This is a genomic window from Salinicola sp. 4072 (assembly GCF_036663415.1).
Taxonomy (GTDB): domain Bacteria; phylum Pseudomonadota; class Gammaproteobacteria; order Pseudomonadales; family Halomonadaceae; genus Salinicola; species Salinicola salarius_A.
Map to the genome: position 1 here is coordinate 89,197 of NZ_JAXOVV010000012.1, position 18,807 is coordinate 108,003.

Genomic DNA, 18,807 nt, shown 5'->3' on the forward strand with positions numbered 1-18,807 from the left:
TTGATCACGACCAAGATCTCAATCAACACGAGTGGATACGCCATGACCGATTCTACCCTCCGAGCCTTATCGCAGCCAGAACCCGAGGCCACCGACCCGTTGCATGAGTTGCTGCGCCAAGGGGCACGAGACCTGATCGCCAAGGCCGTGGAAGCCGAACTGGCCACTTTCCTGGCCCAGTATGCCGACACGACCCTGGCGGATGGTCGACAGGCGGTGGTACGCAACGGCCATTTGCCGGAGCGCACGGTGCAGACCGGTATCGGCGACGTCGAGGTCAAGGTGCCCCGGACCCGCGATCGCAGCGGTGATGGGGTTACCTTCAGCAGCGCGCTGCTGCCGCCCTACCTGAAGCGGGCCCGGAGCATCGAAGAGCTGATCCCCTGGCTCTACCTGAAGAGGGTCTCCACCGGTGACTACCAGGAGGCCCTGGCAGCCCTGCTGGGCGACCAGGCCAAGGGGCTTTCGGCCAATACTGTGTCGCGGCTCAAGAAGCAGTGGGAGGCTGAGCACGCCGAGTGGCAGAAGCGGGGCTTATCAGAGCAGCGCTACGTCTACTGGTGGGCAGACGGCGTGTACAGCAACGTGCGCATGGATGACCGCCTGTGCCTGTTGGTGATCATCGGTGTTACCGATCAGGGCCGCAAGGAGCTGGTGGCTGTCGAGGATGGGCAACGCGAGTCGGAGGCCAGCTGGAAAGAGCTGCTCACGGGTCTACGCGAGCGCGGGCTGACCACTGCCCCCAAGCTAGCGGTTGGCGACGGCGCCATGGGCTTCTGGGCGGCGTTGAGCAAGGTCTATCCAGAGACCGAGCACCAGCGCTGCTGGGTCCACAAGACTGCCAACGTATTGAATAAACTGCCGAAATCCGTGCAGCCCAAGGTCAAGGCCGACCTCCATGAGATCTGGATGGCCGAGACCCGCGATGAGGCGCACAAGGCTTTCGATCGCACGGTGAAACGCTTCGAGGCCAAGTACCCCAGAGCCATGGAGTGCCTGGCCAAGGATCGGGAGGAGCTGCTGGCGTTCTATGACTACCCGGCAGAACACTGGGTGCATATCCGCACCACCAACCCGATCGAGTCGACCTTCGCCACGGTCCGCCTGCGGAGCAAGCGCAGCCGGAACTGCGGCTCCAGAGCGACGACCCTGGCGATGGTCTTCAAGCTGCTTCAGAGCGCCCAGAAGCGCTGGAAGCGGATCAAGGGGTTCAACAAGCTGGAGCTGGTCGTGAACAACGTCCAGTTCAAGGACGGCGAACCCTTGACCGATCAGTCAGACAGGACTGCCGCCTGACCGGCCATACACAGAATTTGACAATAACTCGTTTTGCCAATATCCCTGCCCTGAAACTTCAACAGCCCCTAACCTCTCCCCACCGCTGCATGGCCTCAAGTAGTTCTCGTAGCAGTGGGCGCACTTCAGCGGCACGGTCTTCACGATAGGCAAAGATTGGTTGTTCGTCGCATGGTTCGTTCATATAGGTACGCTGGGAAAGTTCGAGCTGTACGGCGTGAATATGGTTAGTTGGGTCTCCATAGCTACGGGTAATATGCCCCCCCTTGAAACGACCATTAATCACATGACTAAAGCGAGATTGGGCGGCACACACTGTTAGTAACCGCTGACTAAGCTCCGGATTACAGCTCTGCTCCTCAAAGGTACCCAGATTAATATCAGGCAGTTGGTCGTCGAAAAGCCGCGGTATCTTTGAACGGATAGAGTGCGCGTCAAATAGCAGCGCATAGCCGAAGCGCGCCTTTAGCCGCGCCAATTCGCCTGCCAGAGCGTTGTGATAGGGGCGCCAAACATGCTCTTTGGCCCAGTCGCGCTGAGCCTTAGTGGGTTCCTTCCCCTCTTCAAACAACGGCTCACCGTCGAAGTCGGTGCTGGGGAACAGCCCGGTCGTCGCGCCAGTATAGAGTGGCGTATCACTCTCCGGCCGATTAAGGTCGATAACGTAGCGCGAATAGCGCGCCTCAATACGGCTCGCCCCAAGCTCGGCGGCGAAGTTGTAAAGCTTGGGAATATGCCAGTCGGTGTCGGCAAGGCTGAGCGTAGCTTTATTAAGCCCCGCCTCTACCTCCGGCGTTAGCGCGGTGCCTGCGTGAGGCATTGAAATCAATAGCGGCGTATCGCCCTGGGTGAGTTGGTAACTTTCGATCATGCCTCTATCTCCTTACCTGCTTTGAATACCGTGACCGGCAATTGCCCGCCCAGCCAGTAGCTAAGCTCCGCTGGACCGGTAATATCCCATACGACCGCGTCTGCCCATTTACCTACTTCTAGCGAACCGTGAGTGGCCTCAATACCCAGCGCTTTAGCGGCATTGATGGTCACGCCTGCCAGCGCTTCTTCAGGGGTAAGGCGGAACAGCGTGCAGCCAAGATTCATCATCAAGCGTAACGACAGCACCGGCGACGTACCGGGATTAAGGTCGCTGGCCAGCGCCATGGTGACGCCCTGCTCACGAAAGGCTGCAATCGGCGGCAGCTGGGTTTCACGTAGCGTCAAGAAGGCCCCCGGCAGTAACACCGCGGCAGTGCTGCTTTGTGCCATCGCACGCGCATCGACTTCATCGGCGTACTCAACATGGTCAGCGGAAAACGCACCAAACTCCGCAGCCAGTTGGCAACCGCCAAGGTGCGACAGTTGCTCAGCATGTAGCTTGAGCGGCAGGCCCAGTTGCTTGGCGGTTTCAAATACGCGCCGCATCTGTTCCACAGAGAAGGCGATACCTTCACAGAAGCCATCGACGGCGTCGACAAGGCCTTCCTTCGCCAGTGTCGGCAGAATTTCCTCGCAGACTAGATCTATATACTCATCGCTACGTTCGCGGTATTCGGGCGGCAGCGCGTGGGCCGCAAGGCACGTCGTAAGCACTTCGACAGGTAGCCGTTCCCCCAGCGCCCGGGCCACCTTGAGCATTTTGCGCTCGCTCTCCAGATCAAGCCCATACCCCGACTTGACCTCTAGCGTGGTGACGCCTTCGCGCAGCAGTACTTTGGCGCGCTTCTCAGCGCTGGCCAGTAATTCGTCAAAGCTGGCCTCGCGAGTGGCCCGCACGCTGCTAACGATCCCACCGCCCTGTTTAGCTATCTCGCTATAGCTCACGCCCTCCAGGCGCTGCTCAAACTCATTACTGCGGTCACCGCCAAACACCAGATGCGTGTGGCAGTCGATCAACCCTGGCGTTAGCCAGCGCCCACCCAGGTCACGCACTTCATCGAATGCAGCATCGCGGTCAAGTTGCGCCTCAGTGCCAATCCAGGCGATGCGTCCCGCGTCTATAATCAGCGCCGCATCGCGCACAATTCCGTAGCGGCCACCCGCCAGGGTCACCGCATGGCAGTGGTGCCATAGCTGTTTCATGCTTCCTCCTAATCGCTAGGCTGCCGACTCGGCAGTAAGTTCGGGGCAATAGACAGGAGCTTATCGATCACTTGAGTCTCCTTTAGGCGCTGGTAAGTCGCCTCAATATCCAGGTGCAGCGCATGCTCTTCCTGGTAAGCAGGCAAGACGTCTCGCAGTGATTTCCAAGCCAGCGACGTGCCCTTGGCAAACTCATCGCTGCCAATTAAATCAAGGGCCTGAGAGGCGAGTAGATATTCGATAGCAAGAACGTAGAAAGCATTTTCGAGGGTCTTGTCCAGTTTCAGGGCAGCACTTTCGCCAAAGCTTAGATGGTCTTCCTGGAGGCCCGAGGTGATAAAATTGTCGGTTACTGCGGGCTGCGCCAGACGTTTGTTATCCGCCACCAGGGAAGCCGCCGAGTAGTGGGCGATCATCATGCCGGACTTGACGCCGCTTTCAGTGGCCAAGAAAGGTGGCAGCTGATTCGCCTGGGGGGTCACTAAACGGTAGGCGCGCCGCTCTGAGATCGAACTCCACTCACAGGCCGCGATGGCCAACAGATCGCAGGCCATCGCCACCGAGGCGCCGTGAGGATTAGCCTGGGTCACAGTCTGGTTGTCATCTTCAACTGGAACCACTAACGGGTTATCAGTAGCAGAGCGGAGTTTCTTCTCTTCCATCTGAAATAAACACTACATTATGAATGAAGCAATACCCATAGACAGCGGAATGGCTATCACCATCGTCAGGGCTGTTCTGACCACCCAGACGACCGTCAGTCCATAGAATGAAATCGGGATATTGGTCGCCATGATGCAAGGAATTGAGGCAGATACGAAGAGAATAGAAGAGATGGCCGTAATCCCCGCCACCAGCTTCGAGACAACATCAGCCTCTGCCATGATCAACGCGGGAAGGAACATCTCTGAGTAGCTCGTAGACACTGCTGAAGAGAGTTCCAGCCCATTCTCCATGCCAAAGAGTAGCGTGATGGGGTAGAAGATATACCCGATGTAGTCAAAGGCTGGCGTGTACTTCTCAATCAACAGGCTGATCGTGCCGACCGAGAGAATGGTTGGAAGGATGGTCATCGTCATCACGATGCCATCCTTGAGGTTATCCTTGACCAGGTTGAGGAAACTCTTCGGGCTGTTGGCGACCCCAATGGCTTCCGCCACTGCCGTTGCCACGCGATTTCCCTTGTCCGGTGTCGCTTCTCGATTCGAGGCGTGATCGTCCATGCTGGAGATGGGAGGAATGCGTGCACTGATAGCCGTTACCACAACCGTAGTGAACAACGTTGCCAGGAAGAACACTACCCAGATATCCATCAGCCCCAGTGTTCTGGCCACGATTACCATGAAAGCGACGGATACCGTGGAGAACCCCGTAGCAATAATGGCAGCCTCCTTCGCGGAGTACTCCCCACTGAGGTAAGCCTTGTTGGTAATCAAGAGCCCAACGGCAAAACTGGTGATGAATGACGCCACCGCGTCAATAGCAGACCGTCCGGGCACCTTGAACGCCAGGCGCATGAAGGGCTGGGTCAAAGTCCCGACCAGCTCCACCAGGCCATAGTTGACCAGAAGCGGCATAAAGATGGCGCCAATCGGCACCAGGATACCAACCGGAATGACCAGCGCCTTCCAGAGAAACTCCAGCATGAAGGGCTCGTAAAGCGCTGCCGGGCCGGCCTTGAAGATGACCATGCCTGCCAGGACCAGGCCGATGAACTTGAAGAGGGTGAACACGATACTGCCAAAGCCCTGTCGCCAGAACTTCTGCATGATGGGTAATACCGAGCCACCAATGATAAGCAGCAGCGCGTACCATTGGCTGTTTTCACCCAGCAGGTTCTCACACCAGATCACCAAATGGTCGAGAAGAATGGTGTTCTTCTCGGCTATTGTTATCGGAACGAAGAAGACCATGATTCCAAGGAAGCTCGGAATCGCCACCCTCAAGATTTCGGCAAGTGAATGTTTTCTCTTGGCATTGTTGTCAACAGCGCTATTGTCCATTTCCCGCATCCTCTTAGCTTAGGATGACGACAGGGGAGAAGGTCTCCCCCATCGGCCAGTTATCAAGGGCGACCTTCGAGGCCATCTGCTTCATCTTCAGAAGCTTTCGGGATCTTCATCTCGAAACGGTTATCTACCACCGTATAATCGTGATAGCCCATGCGCGCGATAGGACGCGCTTTCATGATGTCGATCTTACCTTCTTCGGTAATGAACTCATCCTTGACGTGAATCTTCACGACTTCTGCAAAGACAATATCGATCGTACCCACGTTCGAGTTGCCTTTGAGACGGTGCGTCGAGATGTACTTGCACTCGAAATGACAGGGGCTATCTGCCACCATCGGCACATTGGACAGGTCAGCCTTGACCGTCTTCAATCCAGCGAGACTGATTTCACTTTCACCATACGGCACCGCCATGGCGGACGTGTTCATGGCGTCCTTGAGATCAAAGGTCACCATGTTCCAGACGAACCAGCCGGTCTTCTCTGCGTTGATGACCGTATCTTTGCGCCGGCCATCGGGATACTGGTTGGCAGCAAACATCACCATCGGCGGATCAAACGTCAGGTTCTGCCATTGACTGTAAGGTGCCAGGTTCTCGACCCCATCCGGGCTGATAGAAGAGAGCCAGCCGATCGGGCGCGGAACGGTACAGCTTTTGAAGGGTGAGTAAGGCAGCGGGCACTTCTCACTGTTCGGCATATATTTCATGTCATGTCCTCTTGTTTGTTGGAGTCAGGCCGTTCACTTGACCATCGGCAGATCAAGGTCGTTTTCACGGGCACAGTTCTTGGCGATCTCATAGCTGGCATCAGCGTGGCGCATAACGCCAGTAGCCGGATCATTCCGCAGCACGCGGCCAAGTCGTGCGTGGGCATCATCGGTACCGTCGGCGACGATCACCACGCCCGAATGCTGGGAGTAACCCATGCCCACCCCGCCGCCGTGGTGAAGGGAGACCCAGGTGGCGCCTCCGGCGGTGTTGAGCAGCGCATTGAGCAGCGGCCAGTCGGAGACGGCATCCGAGCCATCCTGCATTGATTCAGTCTCGCGATTGGGGCTGGCCACCGAGCCGGAGTCCAGGTGGTCGCGACCAATCACAATAGGTGCTTTGAGCTCGCCACTGGCGACCATGGCGTTAAACGCCTGCCCCAAGCGAGCACGATCCTTTAAGCCAACCCAGCAGATGCGCGCCGGTAAGCCCTGGAAGCTGATACGCTCCTTGGCCATATCCAGCCAGTTATGCAGATGCGGATCATCTGGGATGAGTTCTTTGACTTTCTGATCGGTTTTATAGATATCTTCTGGATCACCGGAGAGCGCCACCCAGCGGAATGGGCCAATTCCCTGGCAGAACAGTGGGCGAATGTAGGCAGGCACAAAGCCGGGGAAGTCGAAAGCGTTAGAAACGCCCTCCTCCTGAGCCATCTGGCGAATGTTATTGCCATAATCGAAGGTAGGTATACCCATTGCCTGGAAGTCGAGCATGGCCTGCACATGCACCGCCATGGAGCGCTTAGCCGCCTTAACCACCACCTCGGGCTCGGTCTTCCCGCGTGTCAGATACTCATCCCATGACCAGCCTGCGGGCAGATAACCATGCAGTGGGTCGTGAGCGCTGGTCTGGTCGGTTACCATATCCGGCTTGATGCCACGCTTAATCAGTTCCGGCAATATTTCAGCGGCATTGCCATGCAGCGCAATCGAGACGGCTTTACCTTCTGAGGTATAGCGCTCCAGGCGCGCCAGGGCATCGTCGAGGTCACTCGCCTGCTCATCCACATAGCGGGTACGCAGACGCATATCAATACGACTCTGCTGACACTCAATATTCAGGCTGCAGGCACCCGCTAGCGTTGCCGCCAATGGCTGCGCCCCGCCCATACCACCAAGACCGGCCGTCAGAATCCAGCGCCCGGCCAGCTTGCCGTCGTAGTGCTGCCGACCAGCCTCAACAAAGGTCTCGTAGGTGCCCTGAACAATGCCCTGAGAACCGATGTAGATCCATGAACCAGCCGTCATCTGGCCGTACATCATCAGGCCTTTCTTATCCAGTTCATTGAAATGCTCCCAGTTAGCCCAGGCTGGCACTAGGTTGGAATTGGCAATCAGCACCCTCGGGGCGTCTTTATGGGTTTCAAATACCCCCACCGGCTTACCAGACTGAATCAGCAGTGACTGGTTATCTTCTAAACGTTTGAGCGTTTCAACGATGGTATCGAAACACTCCCAATTGCGGGCGGCGCGGCCAATCCCGCCATAGACCACCAGCTCTTTGGGATTCTCGGCGACATCTGGATCTAGGTTGTTCATCAGCATGCGCAGCGGTGCTTCAGTCAGCCAGCTCTTACAGGAGAGCTCGACTCCATGAGGTGCCCGAATTTCGGTATCGCGAAAGCGTGAAAGAGACATGGTAACTCCTGTTTGTTGTCAAAGCTTGTATATACATTATGGCAACAAACGCTTCTGCGCAATCACCTAAATCGCCCTTTTTAGCAAAAAAACAACTCAGCCCCAAATATTCGCCAACATAGTGCAAACGCCAAAAATATGGCGAAATTACGCACCAAAATGGACTTTACGAGGAAATTCCAACTCTCTTCTTTACCTAAGAAGCGGACTTCGCTATATGTATATACATTACCCGTTATTCGTTAACAAAAAGGAGCTCCAATGACCCATTGCTATTTTGCTGATCATGCCCTACTACCGACTGGATGGGCCTCTCAGGTGCTGTTCGAAGTCGATGCCACGGGCATGCTTACATCGGTACTGCCCAACAGCTCGCCCGGCAACGCCCAGCGCTTAGCCGGGCCAGCGCTACCCGGTATGCCTAACCTACATTCACACGCTTTTCAGCGCGTCATGGCGGGCCTAGCAGAAGTCGGTAGCCCCCAGCCAGACAGCTTCTGGAGCTGGCGAGACCGCATGTACGGCTTGGTTGACCGCCTGACACCGGATCAAGTGGGCACCATTGCCCAGGCGCTCTACATCGAAATGCTCAAGGGCGGCTATACGCAGGTCAGCGAATTTCATTATTTGCACCACGATGTATCGGGCCAAGCCCATAGCGATCCGGCTGAAATGGCCTGGGCGATTAGCCAAGCAGCCGATCGCAGTGGCATTGCGCTTACCTTGCTACCGGTGCTTTACGCCCACAGCGGCTTTGGCGGCCAGCCACCCAATCATGGGCAAAGACGTTTTATCCACGCCGTACCAGATTTTTTGAAATTGCTTGAGACGTTGAAGCCAAGCTTTGCCGACCACTCCACACAGGCACTAGGCATGGCGTTTCATTCCCTGCGCGCGGTGACATTGGAAGAGATCCAGGCGGTGCTGGCGACGAACCCTGTCGGGCCACGCCACATTCATGTCGCCGAGCAGCAACGCGAAGTGGAAGACAGCCTCGCCTATTCAGGCAAACGCACTGTGCGCTGGCTACTGGATAACGTTGAGGTGGATGAGCGCTGGTGTTTGATCCATGCCACTCACCTAGACGACTCAGAAGTACATGACCTCGCCACTAGCGGCGCCGTAGCGGGGCTCTGCCCGACCACCGAGGCCAATCTGGGCGACGGCATCTTCCGCGCAGTGGAGTATGCCGCCCAGGGTGGGCGTCTGGGCATTGGCTCTGATAGCCATGTATCACTCGATGTGGTTGAAGAGCTACGGCTGCTTGAGTACGGCCAGCGCCTTGCCACCCAACAGCGCAACTGCCTGCACAATAGCGACATACGCCCGGTGGGCGACTGGCTTTACCGCCATGCATTAGCGGGAGGCGCCCAGGCCTCTGGCCAACCCATCGGCGCGCTCGAAGCGGGCAAGCGGGCCGATATTGTCGTTCTTGATGGCAGTGACCCCTACCTCGCCACCAGTTCAGACGAAACGCGGCTAGGGCGTTGGCTGTTTGGCGGTTCCAAGCAACAGATACGCGATGTCATGGTCGCAGGCCGCTGGGTTATCCAGCAGCGGCGTCACGCCCTTGACGAAGCGAACAATGCCGCACTGACCAAGCTGTTTGGTGAGATCGCCTAGCCAATAGCGCCCCACTGGTCAACTCTCTCCACCTGCCCCTGGAGCCCCTATGCCTGACAATAACTACACCCTCAAAGCCACACCAACCCTTCTGTTTAAGCTGCTGGTGCCAAGCCTGCTAGGCATCCTGGTGTTCTTTGTACCACTACCTTTTGACGGCAAGACCACGATTCTTCTCGATCATATGGTAAGCGCCGTGCGCAGCATATTAGGGGGCGCCGTGGCCTACTACGCCATGGCGGTGATTGTCGCAGGCGCCCTCTATCCGGTGATTACCGGTCATTGGCGGGCTAATCGCACCGAGCGTGTATTCACCGTGTTCAAGTGGGTGGGGGTCTTGTGCGCTATCATGGCGCTAACCGGAGCAGGGCCGTCGGCACTGCATACGCCAGATATGCTGCCCTTTCTGTTCGACAAATTGGTCATCTCGGTGGGCTTGATCGTACCGATCGGCGCAGTTTTTCTGGCACTGCTCATCAATTACGGCCTGCTTGAGGGCGTCGGCGTCCTCTGCCAGCCCCTTATGCGTCCCTTGTGGCGCACCCCAGGCCGTTCGGCCATTGACGCTGTCGCGTCATTCGTCGGCAGCTACTCAATCGGCCTGCTTATTACTAATCGCGTTTACCAATCGGGCCAATATTCGGCCCGCGAAGCGGCGATTATTGCCACCGGCTTCTCTACTGTATCAGCCACTTTCATGATCATCGTCGCCAAAACCCTCAACCTGATGTCAATGTGGAACCTGTACTTCTGGCTGACGCTACTGATCACCTTCACGGTTACCGCGATCACCGTACGCCTGCCGCCACTCTCGCGAATGGACGATGAGACAACTCACCAAGAGGCGCCAGTAGCGAACGGCCAGCGGCTGACAAGGGCTTGGCAGGAGAGTCTAACCGCGGCTGAAAGCGCGCCTGGACTCCTGCGCAGCGTGGCAATCAACTTTAAGGAAGGGATGCTAATGACCATGAGCATCCTGCCCTCTATCCTTTCAGTTGGATTGCTCGGCCTGTTATTGGCCAAATACACCCCGGTATTCGACTGGCTGGGACTAATTTTCTATCCGTTAATCGCCCTGTTCGGCATAGAAGAAGCCAGCCAACTAGCCCAGGCAACAGCCTCAGGACTCGCCGAAATGTTTCTGCCAGCACTACTGATGGCTGATGCGACCTTGCCTGCACGCTTCGCCGCCGGTGTGATCTCCGTATCGTCGATTCTGTTCTTCTCGGCATCAATTCCGTGCATTTTATCGACGACCATTCCACTCAGCGTTGGCCGTATCGTCATCATTTGGTTGATCCGAACGATGCTCAGTCTGACACTGGCCATTCCCGCTGGTTATTTTGCAGCTTGGGTAGCGGGCTAGGTATTTGAACGCGCCATAGTACGCAATTTATAGCGGTCACCGGGATGCAGCAGGTGAGCATAACTAATTAGGCGGTCGCCTGACCAAGTGCGCCGACGAACACTAAGGCAGGGTAGCGCAGCATCAATTTCCAGCCACTCTGCCGCGCCCGCTTCAGGCAGCACCGCCTCTACCACGTGCTCCATATCGGTAATCGGGCAAGCGGCAACCAACACCTCGTTGGGGGTTTGGCGATTGAAGTCTGCCTCCAGATAGCCAGGCACCCAACGTGGATTGACGAAGCGCTCTTCGAGCTGGATCGGCTGGCCATTTTCCAGGTGAATGAGAATCGAATGAAATAACCTAGTCCCAATACGCACACCCATCCGCAGGGCAACCTCATCGTCAGCATTCAACGCTTCGCAACTCACCACACGATTAGCGTATTCGTGGCCACGGCTGCGTACCTCATCAGCGATATTATTAATTTCGGCCAATGACGACTCAGAGCGGCGATCCGTTACAAAAGTACCGATCCCCGATTGACGCACCAGATAACCTTCCTGCACTAGGTCGCGAATTGCCTTATTGGCAGTCATCCTGCTGACACCAAAGGTAACCGCAAGCTGCTCCTCAGGCGGGATCTTGTGATCGACGGGAAAATGCCCCGTTTGGATATTATCCAGCAAGTACTGCTTAATCTGTTGATACCGGGGCGGTTGGCGTCCCACGTGCTCTCCTCAAATCCCTTTCACCACCCCGCTTAGCACTCTGAAAAGGAGCATCAACCCCGCGGAGACAGGTCGACCCTAATCAGGCGCGTTGCAGGCAGCGTCTCAAATGTCATTGTGTTACTGCTATCGGTCGCTAGCTCGTCATCAGCGTTTAGCCTGGGCCAGTGCCAAACATCACCACTACCAAGTGGCAGCGACGGCTCACCGACCCGCCACGCCTGCCCACCAACGGCTAAGATAAGTGTCTCAGCGTTTGGGGCTTGCTTTAGCGGCTCCCCAGGCGTTAGCCAACGAACAGAAGCCTGCCAGTTTGCTGGATTATACATTATATTCAGCGCCTGGCTCGGCCCCTCGGGCAACAAGCAATTCACCACTGCCTCACCTTTGAAGATAAAGCTTTCCCGAGATGCCAAAACAGCACGCTGATCAGGCAAAACAAGCGTGACCGGATGCTCGCCTATCACCGTAAAGTGACGCCTGACCCCAGTAATAATCGAGAATGGCCCTTCCCTGTCAAGTTCAGCCACCGAAACCCGCCAGTCCGGCGATTCCCCATCACCCTCCTGGCGCGCCACTTCACGTGTCACTCCACCGCCATTTTGCCAAGCGACCGGCACAAGCTCGGCATAGCGTAACGTTTCAGGCAGCTTCATTGATTGCTCCTCATCAGGATGCGGCGGCCTTGCGGTAGCTCATTGAGGCATCAATGCGACCCAAGATGTAGTCACCCGCGGCTACCGGTGGATATTGAGCTTCTGCTGCTGAGACACCAAGGTCGGCAGGGTCAACGCGAGCCGTATAGTCGGGGTCATAAAAGGTCGCTATGGAGTAGCGTTCCCGGCCACTGGTATTGATGACACGATGCTGATCTTACCCAGCAACAGTGGACACTCGTTTAAGCGATCATTCGGACTTCAAACGCCTCTGGGCTGATCATCCCTATAGCACTGTGCCGTCGTTGCTTGTTGTAGTCCAGTTCGATGTATTCAAACACCTGGCGTCTCATCATATCTCGCGTTTTAAAGTTCTCGCCGTGGATCGCTTCCACCTTGAGGCTGTGAAAGAAGCTTTCGGCACAGGCGTTATCATAACAGTTGCCTTTCGCGCTCATACTGCACTTGAGTTCATGTCGCGTCAGTAGCGACTGATACAGCGTCGAACAGTACTGACCACCTCGATCTGAATGGACGATCACGCCTGTTGGCATTTTACGTTTCCATAGCGCCATTTGTAGTGCATCACAGACAAGATCTGCCGTCATACGCTCGCTCATTGCCCAACCAACGACTTTGCGAGAGTAAAGATCAATTAGCACAGCAAGATAAAGCCAACCTTCACCCGTCGCCAAGTAGGTGATATCACCCACCCACTTTTGATTAGGGGCTGAAGCCCTGAAGTCTTCCTGAATCCGTGAGACCGGCCCCCGGAAGCACTTCTAACCCACTGACCTGCATGGCAATATAGCCATTATCGCCATTCACCCAGACAGTGCCATGCCCAACATAAAGTTCCGCGCCAGTTGCCGCACCCTCACCAGCCACGCCGGGCTGTCCATCATCGGGCAATGCTTCGAGATCGCTGGCGTCGACAGCATCGACAGCCGCTTCCCCACCACGCTGGGCATGCGCACCAGTGACGTGATCAAGAGCTACCTGGGCCTGCTGTGTCTGGGCATGAGCGACTATGACGCTGTCGAGAACTTCCGCCGCGACAAGCCCTTCCAACAACTGCTGACCCTGCAGAAGGTGCCGAGCGCGGCGACGCTGCGACAGCGGCTGGAAAAACTTGCCGCCAACGACCTGCAGGCGCGCACCGCCACCTGGTCCACGACCCTGCTGTCACTGATCGAAGCACCGATCACCGCCGAGACGACGCACGTCTGCCTGGACATCGACACCTTCGTCATGGACAACAGCAACTCGAAGAAGGAAGGCGTCTCGCGGACCTACCAGAAGGTCGATGGCTACACCCCGATCGCCGCCTACCTGGGCAACGAAGGGTGGTGCCTGGGTCTGGAACTGCGGCCTGGCAAGCAGCACACCATGAAGGAGAGCAACGCCTTCCTGGAGCGGGTACTGCCTCGCGCCCAATGCTTGACCAAGCAACCGATCCTGTTACGCGAGGACAGCGGCTTCGACAGCCAGGCGCTGTGGCCGCAGACCGTCTCGATCCACGACGACAACAAGACCGAATACGTCGTCCAACGCGTGATGCGCCTGGTAGAGCGCACCGCCGATCGCGATGGCCAGTTGCTGCTCGAACCGGACTATGAGTTGGAAGGCTGGTGGACCAGCCTGGACGAGGCGCCGGAGGCGGTGATCAAACGCTACCAGGCGCATGCCACCCATGAGCAGTTTCACAGCGAGATCAAGACCGATCTCGACCTGGAGCGCTTGCCGTCCGGCAAGTTCGCCACCAACGATCTGATCCTGCATCTCGCCCAGTTGGCCTACAACATCCTGCGCCTGATGGGACAGCTGGGCATGACCGGCGAGCTGAGCCCGGTTCGCCACCCGGCCAAGCGGCGCCGGCTGCGCACCGTGCTACAAGAGTTGGTGCACCGTGCGGCTCTCGTGATTCACAAGGCACGGCAGATCATCCTCGACTTCGGGCAGGATATCGGGCGCATGACGGTGCTCAAGACGCTGCGGAGCCGACTGCGTTATCCACGAGGAACGCCATGCTGACCGTCAATCGGCGACACTCTATCCACAAGCAGTTCCAAGCGACACGCGATCGCCAGATATGTCGTGCCTGGCGGGTGGAAAGGCATGACAAAACGGGCCGTCAGCACCGATCAGCACGGTGGGTTTTGGCAATAACGGGCTTGCGAAAGCCAACTTGCACGGGGCGAATGATCAAAAAGTGCTCGCTGGCGGTGATAGGGAAAGTGTCGGCGCCGGCTTCACGGATTCAGGACAATGTTTCCCGTACCAGTGCCCTATCAAGTGGTGAGCTCAACCAAGCACTCTCCCATGCGTTCAAAATGCATATTGCAACCTTGCACGCACTTCATCTCCACTAGTGCCATTGGCTTCTTCCCCATCCATATAGCTCACGCCAAGTCGGACATTACTGTTGGCGTAATAGTTGAGCCCCAGTGTCGTTTGCTCGCCGTCAGTTGTGGCCAGCCCCACATCACTGTATTTTCCGTCGCCATCTTCAAAACGGGCAACAACTTCCCAGGCTCCTTTGGGCGATGACGGTTTCACTCGCTTGAACGCCCCAGCCTTGTAAGGACGGCTTTCGCCGGTGACAACCCAACCAAGCTGTACGTAATAACCATCAACATCCACCTGACCTTCCTCGGAATCGAAATATTCGGCCTGGGCATGGAAGGGCCCGGAAGCGCCGGCCAATTCCAGATTAAACGTATCGACCTCATCGGCCTGAACGTCGGCGTCACGCGTGGTATAGCCCGCGCCAAGATGAACAACAGCATTATTCGTTTGAACGGGTGCAAATGTGCCCCGCGCGGTTACTGCCGTGTTATTGAAGTCGTCGCTGCCATCGCCGTCTGCCTCGAAATAGCCGATACCGTAGGTCCAGTTGCTGCCTTTGCCACTGAGCTGGATGCCGCCGCTGCGACCGGGGGTATAACGCTCGGTCATGGCGGATCGCTCAAGGGCCGAGATGTCTTTTGAACTCGTTAATTGTTCCAGGCCGAATGGCTCTTTCTGCTTACCAATAGTCACGGTTGCCGTCGAGCCAAATCCCAGGTAGCGAATGTACAGGTCCTCAGCGGTCCCGCCGTCGGCGCCATCACTCTCAGCCACGTTGAACTGGGTTTTGTACGCCCAGTCGCCAAAGTGGCCCTTGGCGTAGAGGCGTGCCCGGCGCACGTCGAAATCGGTAGTGTCAACACCGTTGTCGTCAGACTGCGTGGCGTCGTAATCCCATTGAAGGCGCCCGCCGAGCTGAAAAGACGCTGAATTGTCAGACGTTTTAACCTTGATTCCGCTCTTGGTATCAATCACAAGGTCTTCGCCGCTGGACGTAACAGTTCCGGCCTGTGCGGCGGAAGCTGCAGAAATCGCCAAAGCCAAGCCCAAATATTTCTTGCTCATAGTGGTTTTTTCCTTTCAGTTTGCTTGTGGGTATTGAAGAATCAATGGAAAGTCTATTTGGTAAAGATTGCAGTTTGTTTACAAATGATGCATCGAAACAGGGCATCGGTTCGGGCCTGTGACAGGTTTTGGCGCGCTGCGTGTTGCGGCCCTATTCTTGGTCAAGCTAAGAGTTCGCCGCTTAAGTCCCAGGACTCTGACAAATAACAATTGAGAAGGTGATTATAGACCCAACTTTTCCCGGATAATCTGATCGCGCAGGACTCCATTCGATTTTTCGGAGCAAGCCAGCTCTCGCTCCACAGCGATAATGCGGGCGGCCAGCTCAGCTTTGGTTTGGCGCATCAAGTAATGCATGCGACGCCGCTCCGCATCGCTGGGTCTTTCCACCTCGCGAGCAAGTGGCCGACCAACAGTACGCCGCCGGCGAACAGGTTGGGCGGCTTCTTCGTATAATTGACGGCATTCAGGATTTCGAAGAATGGTGGATTCGGAAACACCAACTCCCGTGTCGGAGAGTTCATGCGATATTCTCGAAATACGTCCCAGCGTCACGGGGCTGTCGATTTCTTGTAGCCGACTGATCGCCCGGCGCACGATCGTAACGCTTCGATTGCGACGCTGCTGATGACTGCGTTTCAAACCAGCCATCGCAGCCTCTGAACGTGCCTTACTGGATTGTCGTGTCATCTCTCCTTCCTCCCGATGATCAGTATGACGGGATTTGCTGCCGCCTGATCAGCTTGCTCAAGAAGTTCCATCTCGGCCAGCACATCGTCGCAGCTCAACATGGCTTCCTTTGCCTTGCGCCCTTCCGCGGGTAGGTTCTGTGCTTCCGCCATTTCTGCCATCTGCGCACAGGCCTGCCGGTAGATGATAACTTGGTCGCGCTTGCGCCAGTCGGGTGCATTCCCGGCACAGCCGATGCAGGCGAACTTGATGGGACACTGACTGGCCACTGTGCAACGTCCACCGATAACCGGGATCAGTGCACCCACCTGCTCCTGCGCGGCTTCGACCTGCCGCCGGATTTGCGCTGGGGATCGTATATGGGTACGGGACAGATCCACACGGCTTTCAAAGATCTTTCGTTGCAACTCCACCAGCCTGGCCGGCGTCGGCTGGGAATAGTATTCGGTCACTCGCACATCTCGCTGCTTCATGAGTAGTGCGATCACATCCACAGGCGTGTTTAACGCCCGCATTTCGGTGGCAAAGCCGTGGCGCAGCAGGTGGGAGGTGACCCGTACGGCCTCACCGGCAGCAGTTTGCAGCGAGATACCGTGCAACATGATAGACATCGTCGCATTGATATCCTTATGGCTGAAATGCCTTCCGGCATGCTGCCATAAGTAGGGCGCCGGTCGAAGTTTATGCCGTAAACTTCTGGTAGGCGGGATGGTCTCCAGGCTCTGTCCCCGCTCTCGTTGGAACTTCCACCAGGCATGTAGCGCTCTCATGCAGCGTTCGTCAATATAATAGGGTTCCTCTGCCTGGCGCCCCTTGGGGATCGCGCGGAAGGCAATCGCTTCACGCTCCTTGGCGAGCAGCACTCGTGATAAGTGCTCTTGACTCAATCTGATCTGCAGGAACTCGTTCATGCGAGCACCGGTCTTGGTCATGATCTGAATGGCCGCATGCCCGACGAGAGCAGCTAGCCTGAGTGCCTCCAGTGGAATAAAGGTTATGCCAATATCCCGCGAGATTCGCTCCAACCAATGGGATGTCGACAGCCCCCAAGTTGATTGGGGCGGAAGTTGGAAAGCCCCCTTTGAGTAGCCGTTAAGCGTCAGAAAGTCAGAATCGGTAACTTGAGACTTCAGTACATTGGCCTGCAGAAGCTCGATGAACCAGTAGGGCTCTATCAAAGTGGTATCATTGCGAGCATGGCCACTCTCATAGCTTAGGAAGTAACCTGCCTGGTCACATACCGTCGCACGTATACGCTGACGCTGATCCTGATGATAATAGAAGTCTTCTGCCACGGGCTCATGCACAGAACGCAATGTTGCTGCATCCCAGAGCCTGAAATGCTGCTGTGTCGGTCGAGTGCGGCCTGATGTTGATACCGTTTCATCGGTGATCGAGAATGACATCGGCAGGGCCTCCCCCTCCCGTTCATGATGGGCAATGGCATCCTGGAAGGCTGTATGCAGTCGCTCGACCTGAGTGCATCGACGCTCGGCCACATCACGAAGCAGATAGAATCGATCGTGGACAACGGCGGTCGCTGCCTTGCGACGCATCCTCTGGTCGGTTCTCACGTCTCGGTGGATGGTGGAGCGGTGCCAGAAGTGGTCATCCTTCAATCCACTGAGCTGCCAGGGCGCCACGGCCCGGCGCTGCTCGGGCGTCAGTCTGAGCAGGTAATCCTCTTGTTTGCGCAGCAGGCGGAAGTAGGTCTGCAGGAACCGACCGCGTTTGGGTGAGCCTTCTTCCGGCACTACCTCTCCATCATGGTATCTTCGGTAAAACACTTCGGGGTCTAGTGCGTCGATATCCGGTAGCTTCAACAGTTTCAGATAGCGCGACATGCTGGCAAAGAAGGTGATGTCGTTGCGCCGATTTCCGTCGGCGAAGGTCATGACAAAGAAGGCCACATTTCGCAGTTTCGGCTGCGAAATGGAGTGTATCATTCGTCGTTGTGACTCCTTGAAATACTGCCCCATGCTCGGTGATTCCAGAAAGGTCAACGGCAGGTGATGGAGTGCCGGCGATACGCTGTCGAACACCATCTGCAGAGTGATATCCTTCCATACCCGCAATGGTCTCGCCTGATGCCCCGTTTCTTCTTCCCAACGACGTATCTCTTGCTTAATGCGACGATCGTTGTGCTCGGAGAGCCGCAGAACCTCACTATAAGCGACTGTATGGCCCTCGCGGTGGAGGTGCTCAATGGTCAGACGTGTGAGTCGCGTGAGAACTTCACGTGAGCGCCGCGTATTGGCAAGAGAATAGCGGAAGGTATTGAAGTCACGACGCCAGCCTTCATAGGCCTCACGGGTGTCGACAGAAGTGTTCAGAAGCTCTTCGGCTAATGCGGCCACGTAATGGCGCGAATACCCTGACACGGTGGCTACGCTGAATCCTAAGCATCTGCTGATGTCGGCCAGCTTGATCCCGGCTTATTCATGAGGCCGGCCCGAAAACGAAGATAGCGGATGGTATTCTCTTGAAAATTCAGTGTGTTCCGCCAAGAATCTGAACCAAGAGAGCCATCCGCTATGGGTGAAAGCCTATCCACCT

Annotated in this window: 15 protein-coding genes and 1 pseudogene; 4 read left to right on the forward strand and 12 right to left on the reverse strand. The window is 56.4% G+C overall.

Annotated features, from left to right (window positions below; all coding sequences use genetic code 11):
* Window positions 1-42: 42 nt before the first annotated feature.
* The gene (locus tag R3F72_RS10195) at window positions 43-1,296 is read left to right on the forward strand and encodes an IS256 family transposase (protein ID WP_332779565.1); all 1,254 of its coding nucleotides are present in this window, start codon (window positions 43-45) and stop codon (window positions 1,294-1,296) included.
* A 58-nt stretch (window positions 1,297-1,354) separates the two neighbouring features.
* Here R3F72_RS10195 and hutG read toward each other — a convergent pair whose 3' ends face one another.
* The 6 genes from hutG to hutU all read right to left on the reverse strand — a co-directional run bounded on the left by hutG (window position 1,355) and on the right by hutU (window position 7,792).
* Entirely contained in the window at window positions 1,355-2,167 is an 813-nt protein-coding gene (gene hutG / locus R3F72_RS10200; RefSeq protein ID WP_332779566.1) for an N-formylglutamate deformylase, read from the reverse strand.
* Window positions 2,164-3,372 (reverse strand): imidazolonepropionase, encoded by a 1,209-nt coding sequence (gene hutI, locus R3F72_RS10205; RefSeq protein WP_137095034.1) that lies wholly within the window; start codon window positions 3,370-3,372, stop codon window positions 2,164-2,166. The genes hutG and hutI overlap by 4 nt, the downstream gene beginning before the upstream one ends.
* 8 nt (window positions 3,373-3,380) lie before the next feature.
* Window positions 3,381-4,034 (reverse strand): aromatic amino acid lyase, encoded by a 654-nt coding sequence (locus R3F72_RS10210; protein ID WP_332779567.1) that lies wholly within the window; start codon window positions 4,032-4,034, stop codon window positions 3,381-3,383.
* 12 nt (window positions 4,035-4,046) lie between these two features.
* The gene (locus R3F72_RS10215) at window positions 4,047-5,375 is read right to left on the reverse strand and encodes a YjiH family protein (RefSeq protein WP_180090621.1); all 1,329 of its coding nucleotides are present in this window, start codon (window positions 5,373-5,375) and stop codon (window positions 4,047-4,049) included.
* 62 nt (window positions 5,376-5,437) lie between these two features.
* Window positions 5,438-6,091: a flavin reductase family protein gene (locus tag R3F72_RS10220; protein WP_054645290.1), complete on the reverse strand. Its 654-nt coding sequence runs from the start codon at window positions 6,089-6,091 to the stop codon at window positions 5,438-5,440.
* A 33-nt stretch (window positions 6,092-6,124) separates the two neighbouring features.
* Window positions 6,125-7,792 (reverse strand): urocanate hydratase, encoded by a 1,668-nt coding sequence (gene hutU / locus R3F72_RS10225; protein ID WP_054645289.1) that lies wholly within the window; start codon window positions 7,790-7,792, stop codon window positions 6,125-6,127.
* 261 nt (window positions 7,793-8,053) lie between these two features.
* Between hutU and R3F72_RS10230 the strand changes: the two genes are divergently transcribed.
* Window positions 8,054-9,415 (forward strand): formimidoylglutamate deiminase, encoded by a 1,362-nt coding sequence (locus tag R3F72_RS10230; RefSeq protein WP_332779568.1) that lies wholly within the window; start codon window positions 8,054-8,056, stop codon window positions 9,413-9,415.
* A gap of 49 nt (window positions 9,416-9,464) precedes the next feature.
* The gene (locus R3F72_RS10235) at window positions 9,465-10,781 is read left to right on the forward strand and encodes a YjiH family protein (protein ID WP_137095028.1); all 1,317 of its coding nucleotides are present in this window, start codon (window positions 9,465-9,467) and stop codon (window positions 10,779-10,781) included.
* On the opposite strand, the gene hutC is transcribed toward R3F72_RS10235, so the two are convergent.
* The 3 genes and pseudogenes from hutC to R3F72_RS10250 all read right to left on the reverse strand — a co-directional run.
* Window positions 10,778-11,491, reverse strand: coding sequence for a histidine utilization repressor (hutC, locus tag R3F72_RS10240; RefSeq protein ID WP_054645287.1), 714 nt, complete (start codon window positions 11,489-11,491; stop codon window positions 10,778-10,780). The genes R3F72_RS10235 and hutC overlap by 4 nt on opposite strands.
* Before the next feature lie 53 nt (window positions 11,492-11,544).
* Window positions 11,545-12,147 (reverse strand): HutD/Ves family protein, encoded by a 603-nt coding sequence (locus tag R3F72_RS10245; protein ID WP_054645286.1) that lies wholly within the window; start codon window positions 12,145-12,147, stop codon window positions 11,545-11,547.
* A 242-nt stretch (window positions 12,148-12,389) separates the two neighbouring features.
* A pseudogene (locus tag R3F72_RS10250) lies at window positions 12,390-12,902 on the reverse strand (IS3 family transposase); the annotation flags it as partial.
* 85 nt (window positions 12,903-12,987) lie between these two features.
* Between R3F72_RS10250 and R3F72_RS10255 the strand changes: the two are divergent.
* Complete coding sequence (locus tag R3F72_RS10255; RefSeq protein ID WP_172416275.1) at window positions 12,988-14,181, forward strand: transposase; 1,194 nt, start codon at window positions 12,988-12,990, stop codon at window positions 14,179-14,181.
* Window positions 14,182-14,475: 294 nt separating this feature from the next.
* Here the strand turns inward: R3F72_RS10255 and R3F72_RS10260 are convergent, their stop codons facing one another.
* The 3 genes from R3F72_RS10260 to R3F72_RS10270 form a co-directional block, all read right to left on the reverse strand.
* Complete coding sequence (locus R3F72_RS10260) at window positions 14,476-15,561, reverse strand: OprO/OprP family phosphate-selective porin (protein WP_332779569.1); 1,086 nt, start codon at window positions 15,559-15,561, stop codon at window positions 14,476-14,478.
* 222 nt (window positions 15,562-15,783) lie between these two features.
* The gene (locus R3F72_RS10265; RefSeq protein ID WP_289124399.1) at window positions 15,784-16,251 is read right to left on the reverse strand and encodes a hypothetical protein; all 468 of its coding nucleotides are present in this window, start codon (window positions 16,249-16,251) and stop codon (window positions 15,784-15,786) included.
* Window positions 16,248-18,608, reverse strand: coding sequence for a tyrosine-type recombinase/integrase (locus tag R3F72_RS10270; RefSeq protein WP_289124397.1), 2,361 nt, complete (start codon window positions 18,606-18,608; stop codon window positions 16,248-16,250). The genes R3F72_RS10265 and R3F72_RS10270 overlap by 4 nt, the downstream gene beginning before the upstream one ends.
* Window positions 18,609-18,807 lie beyond the last annotated feature (199 nt).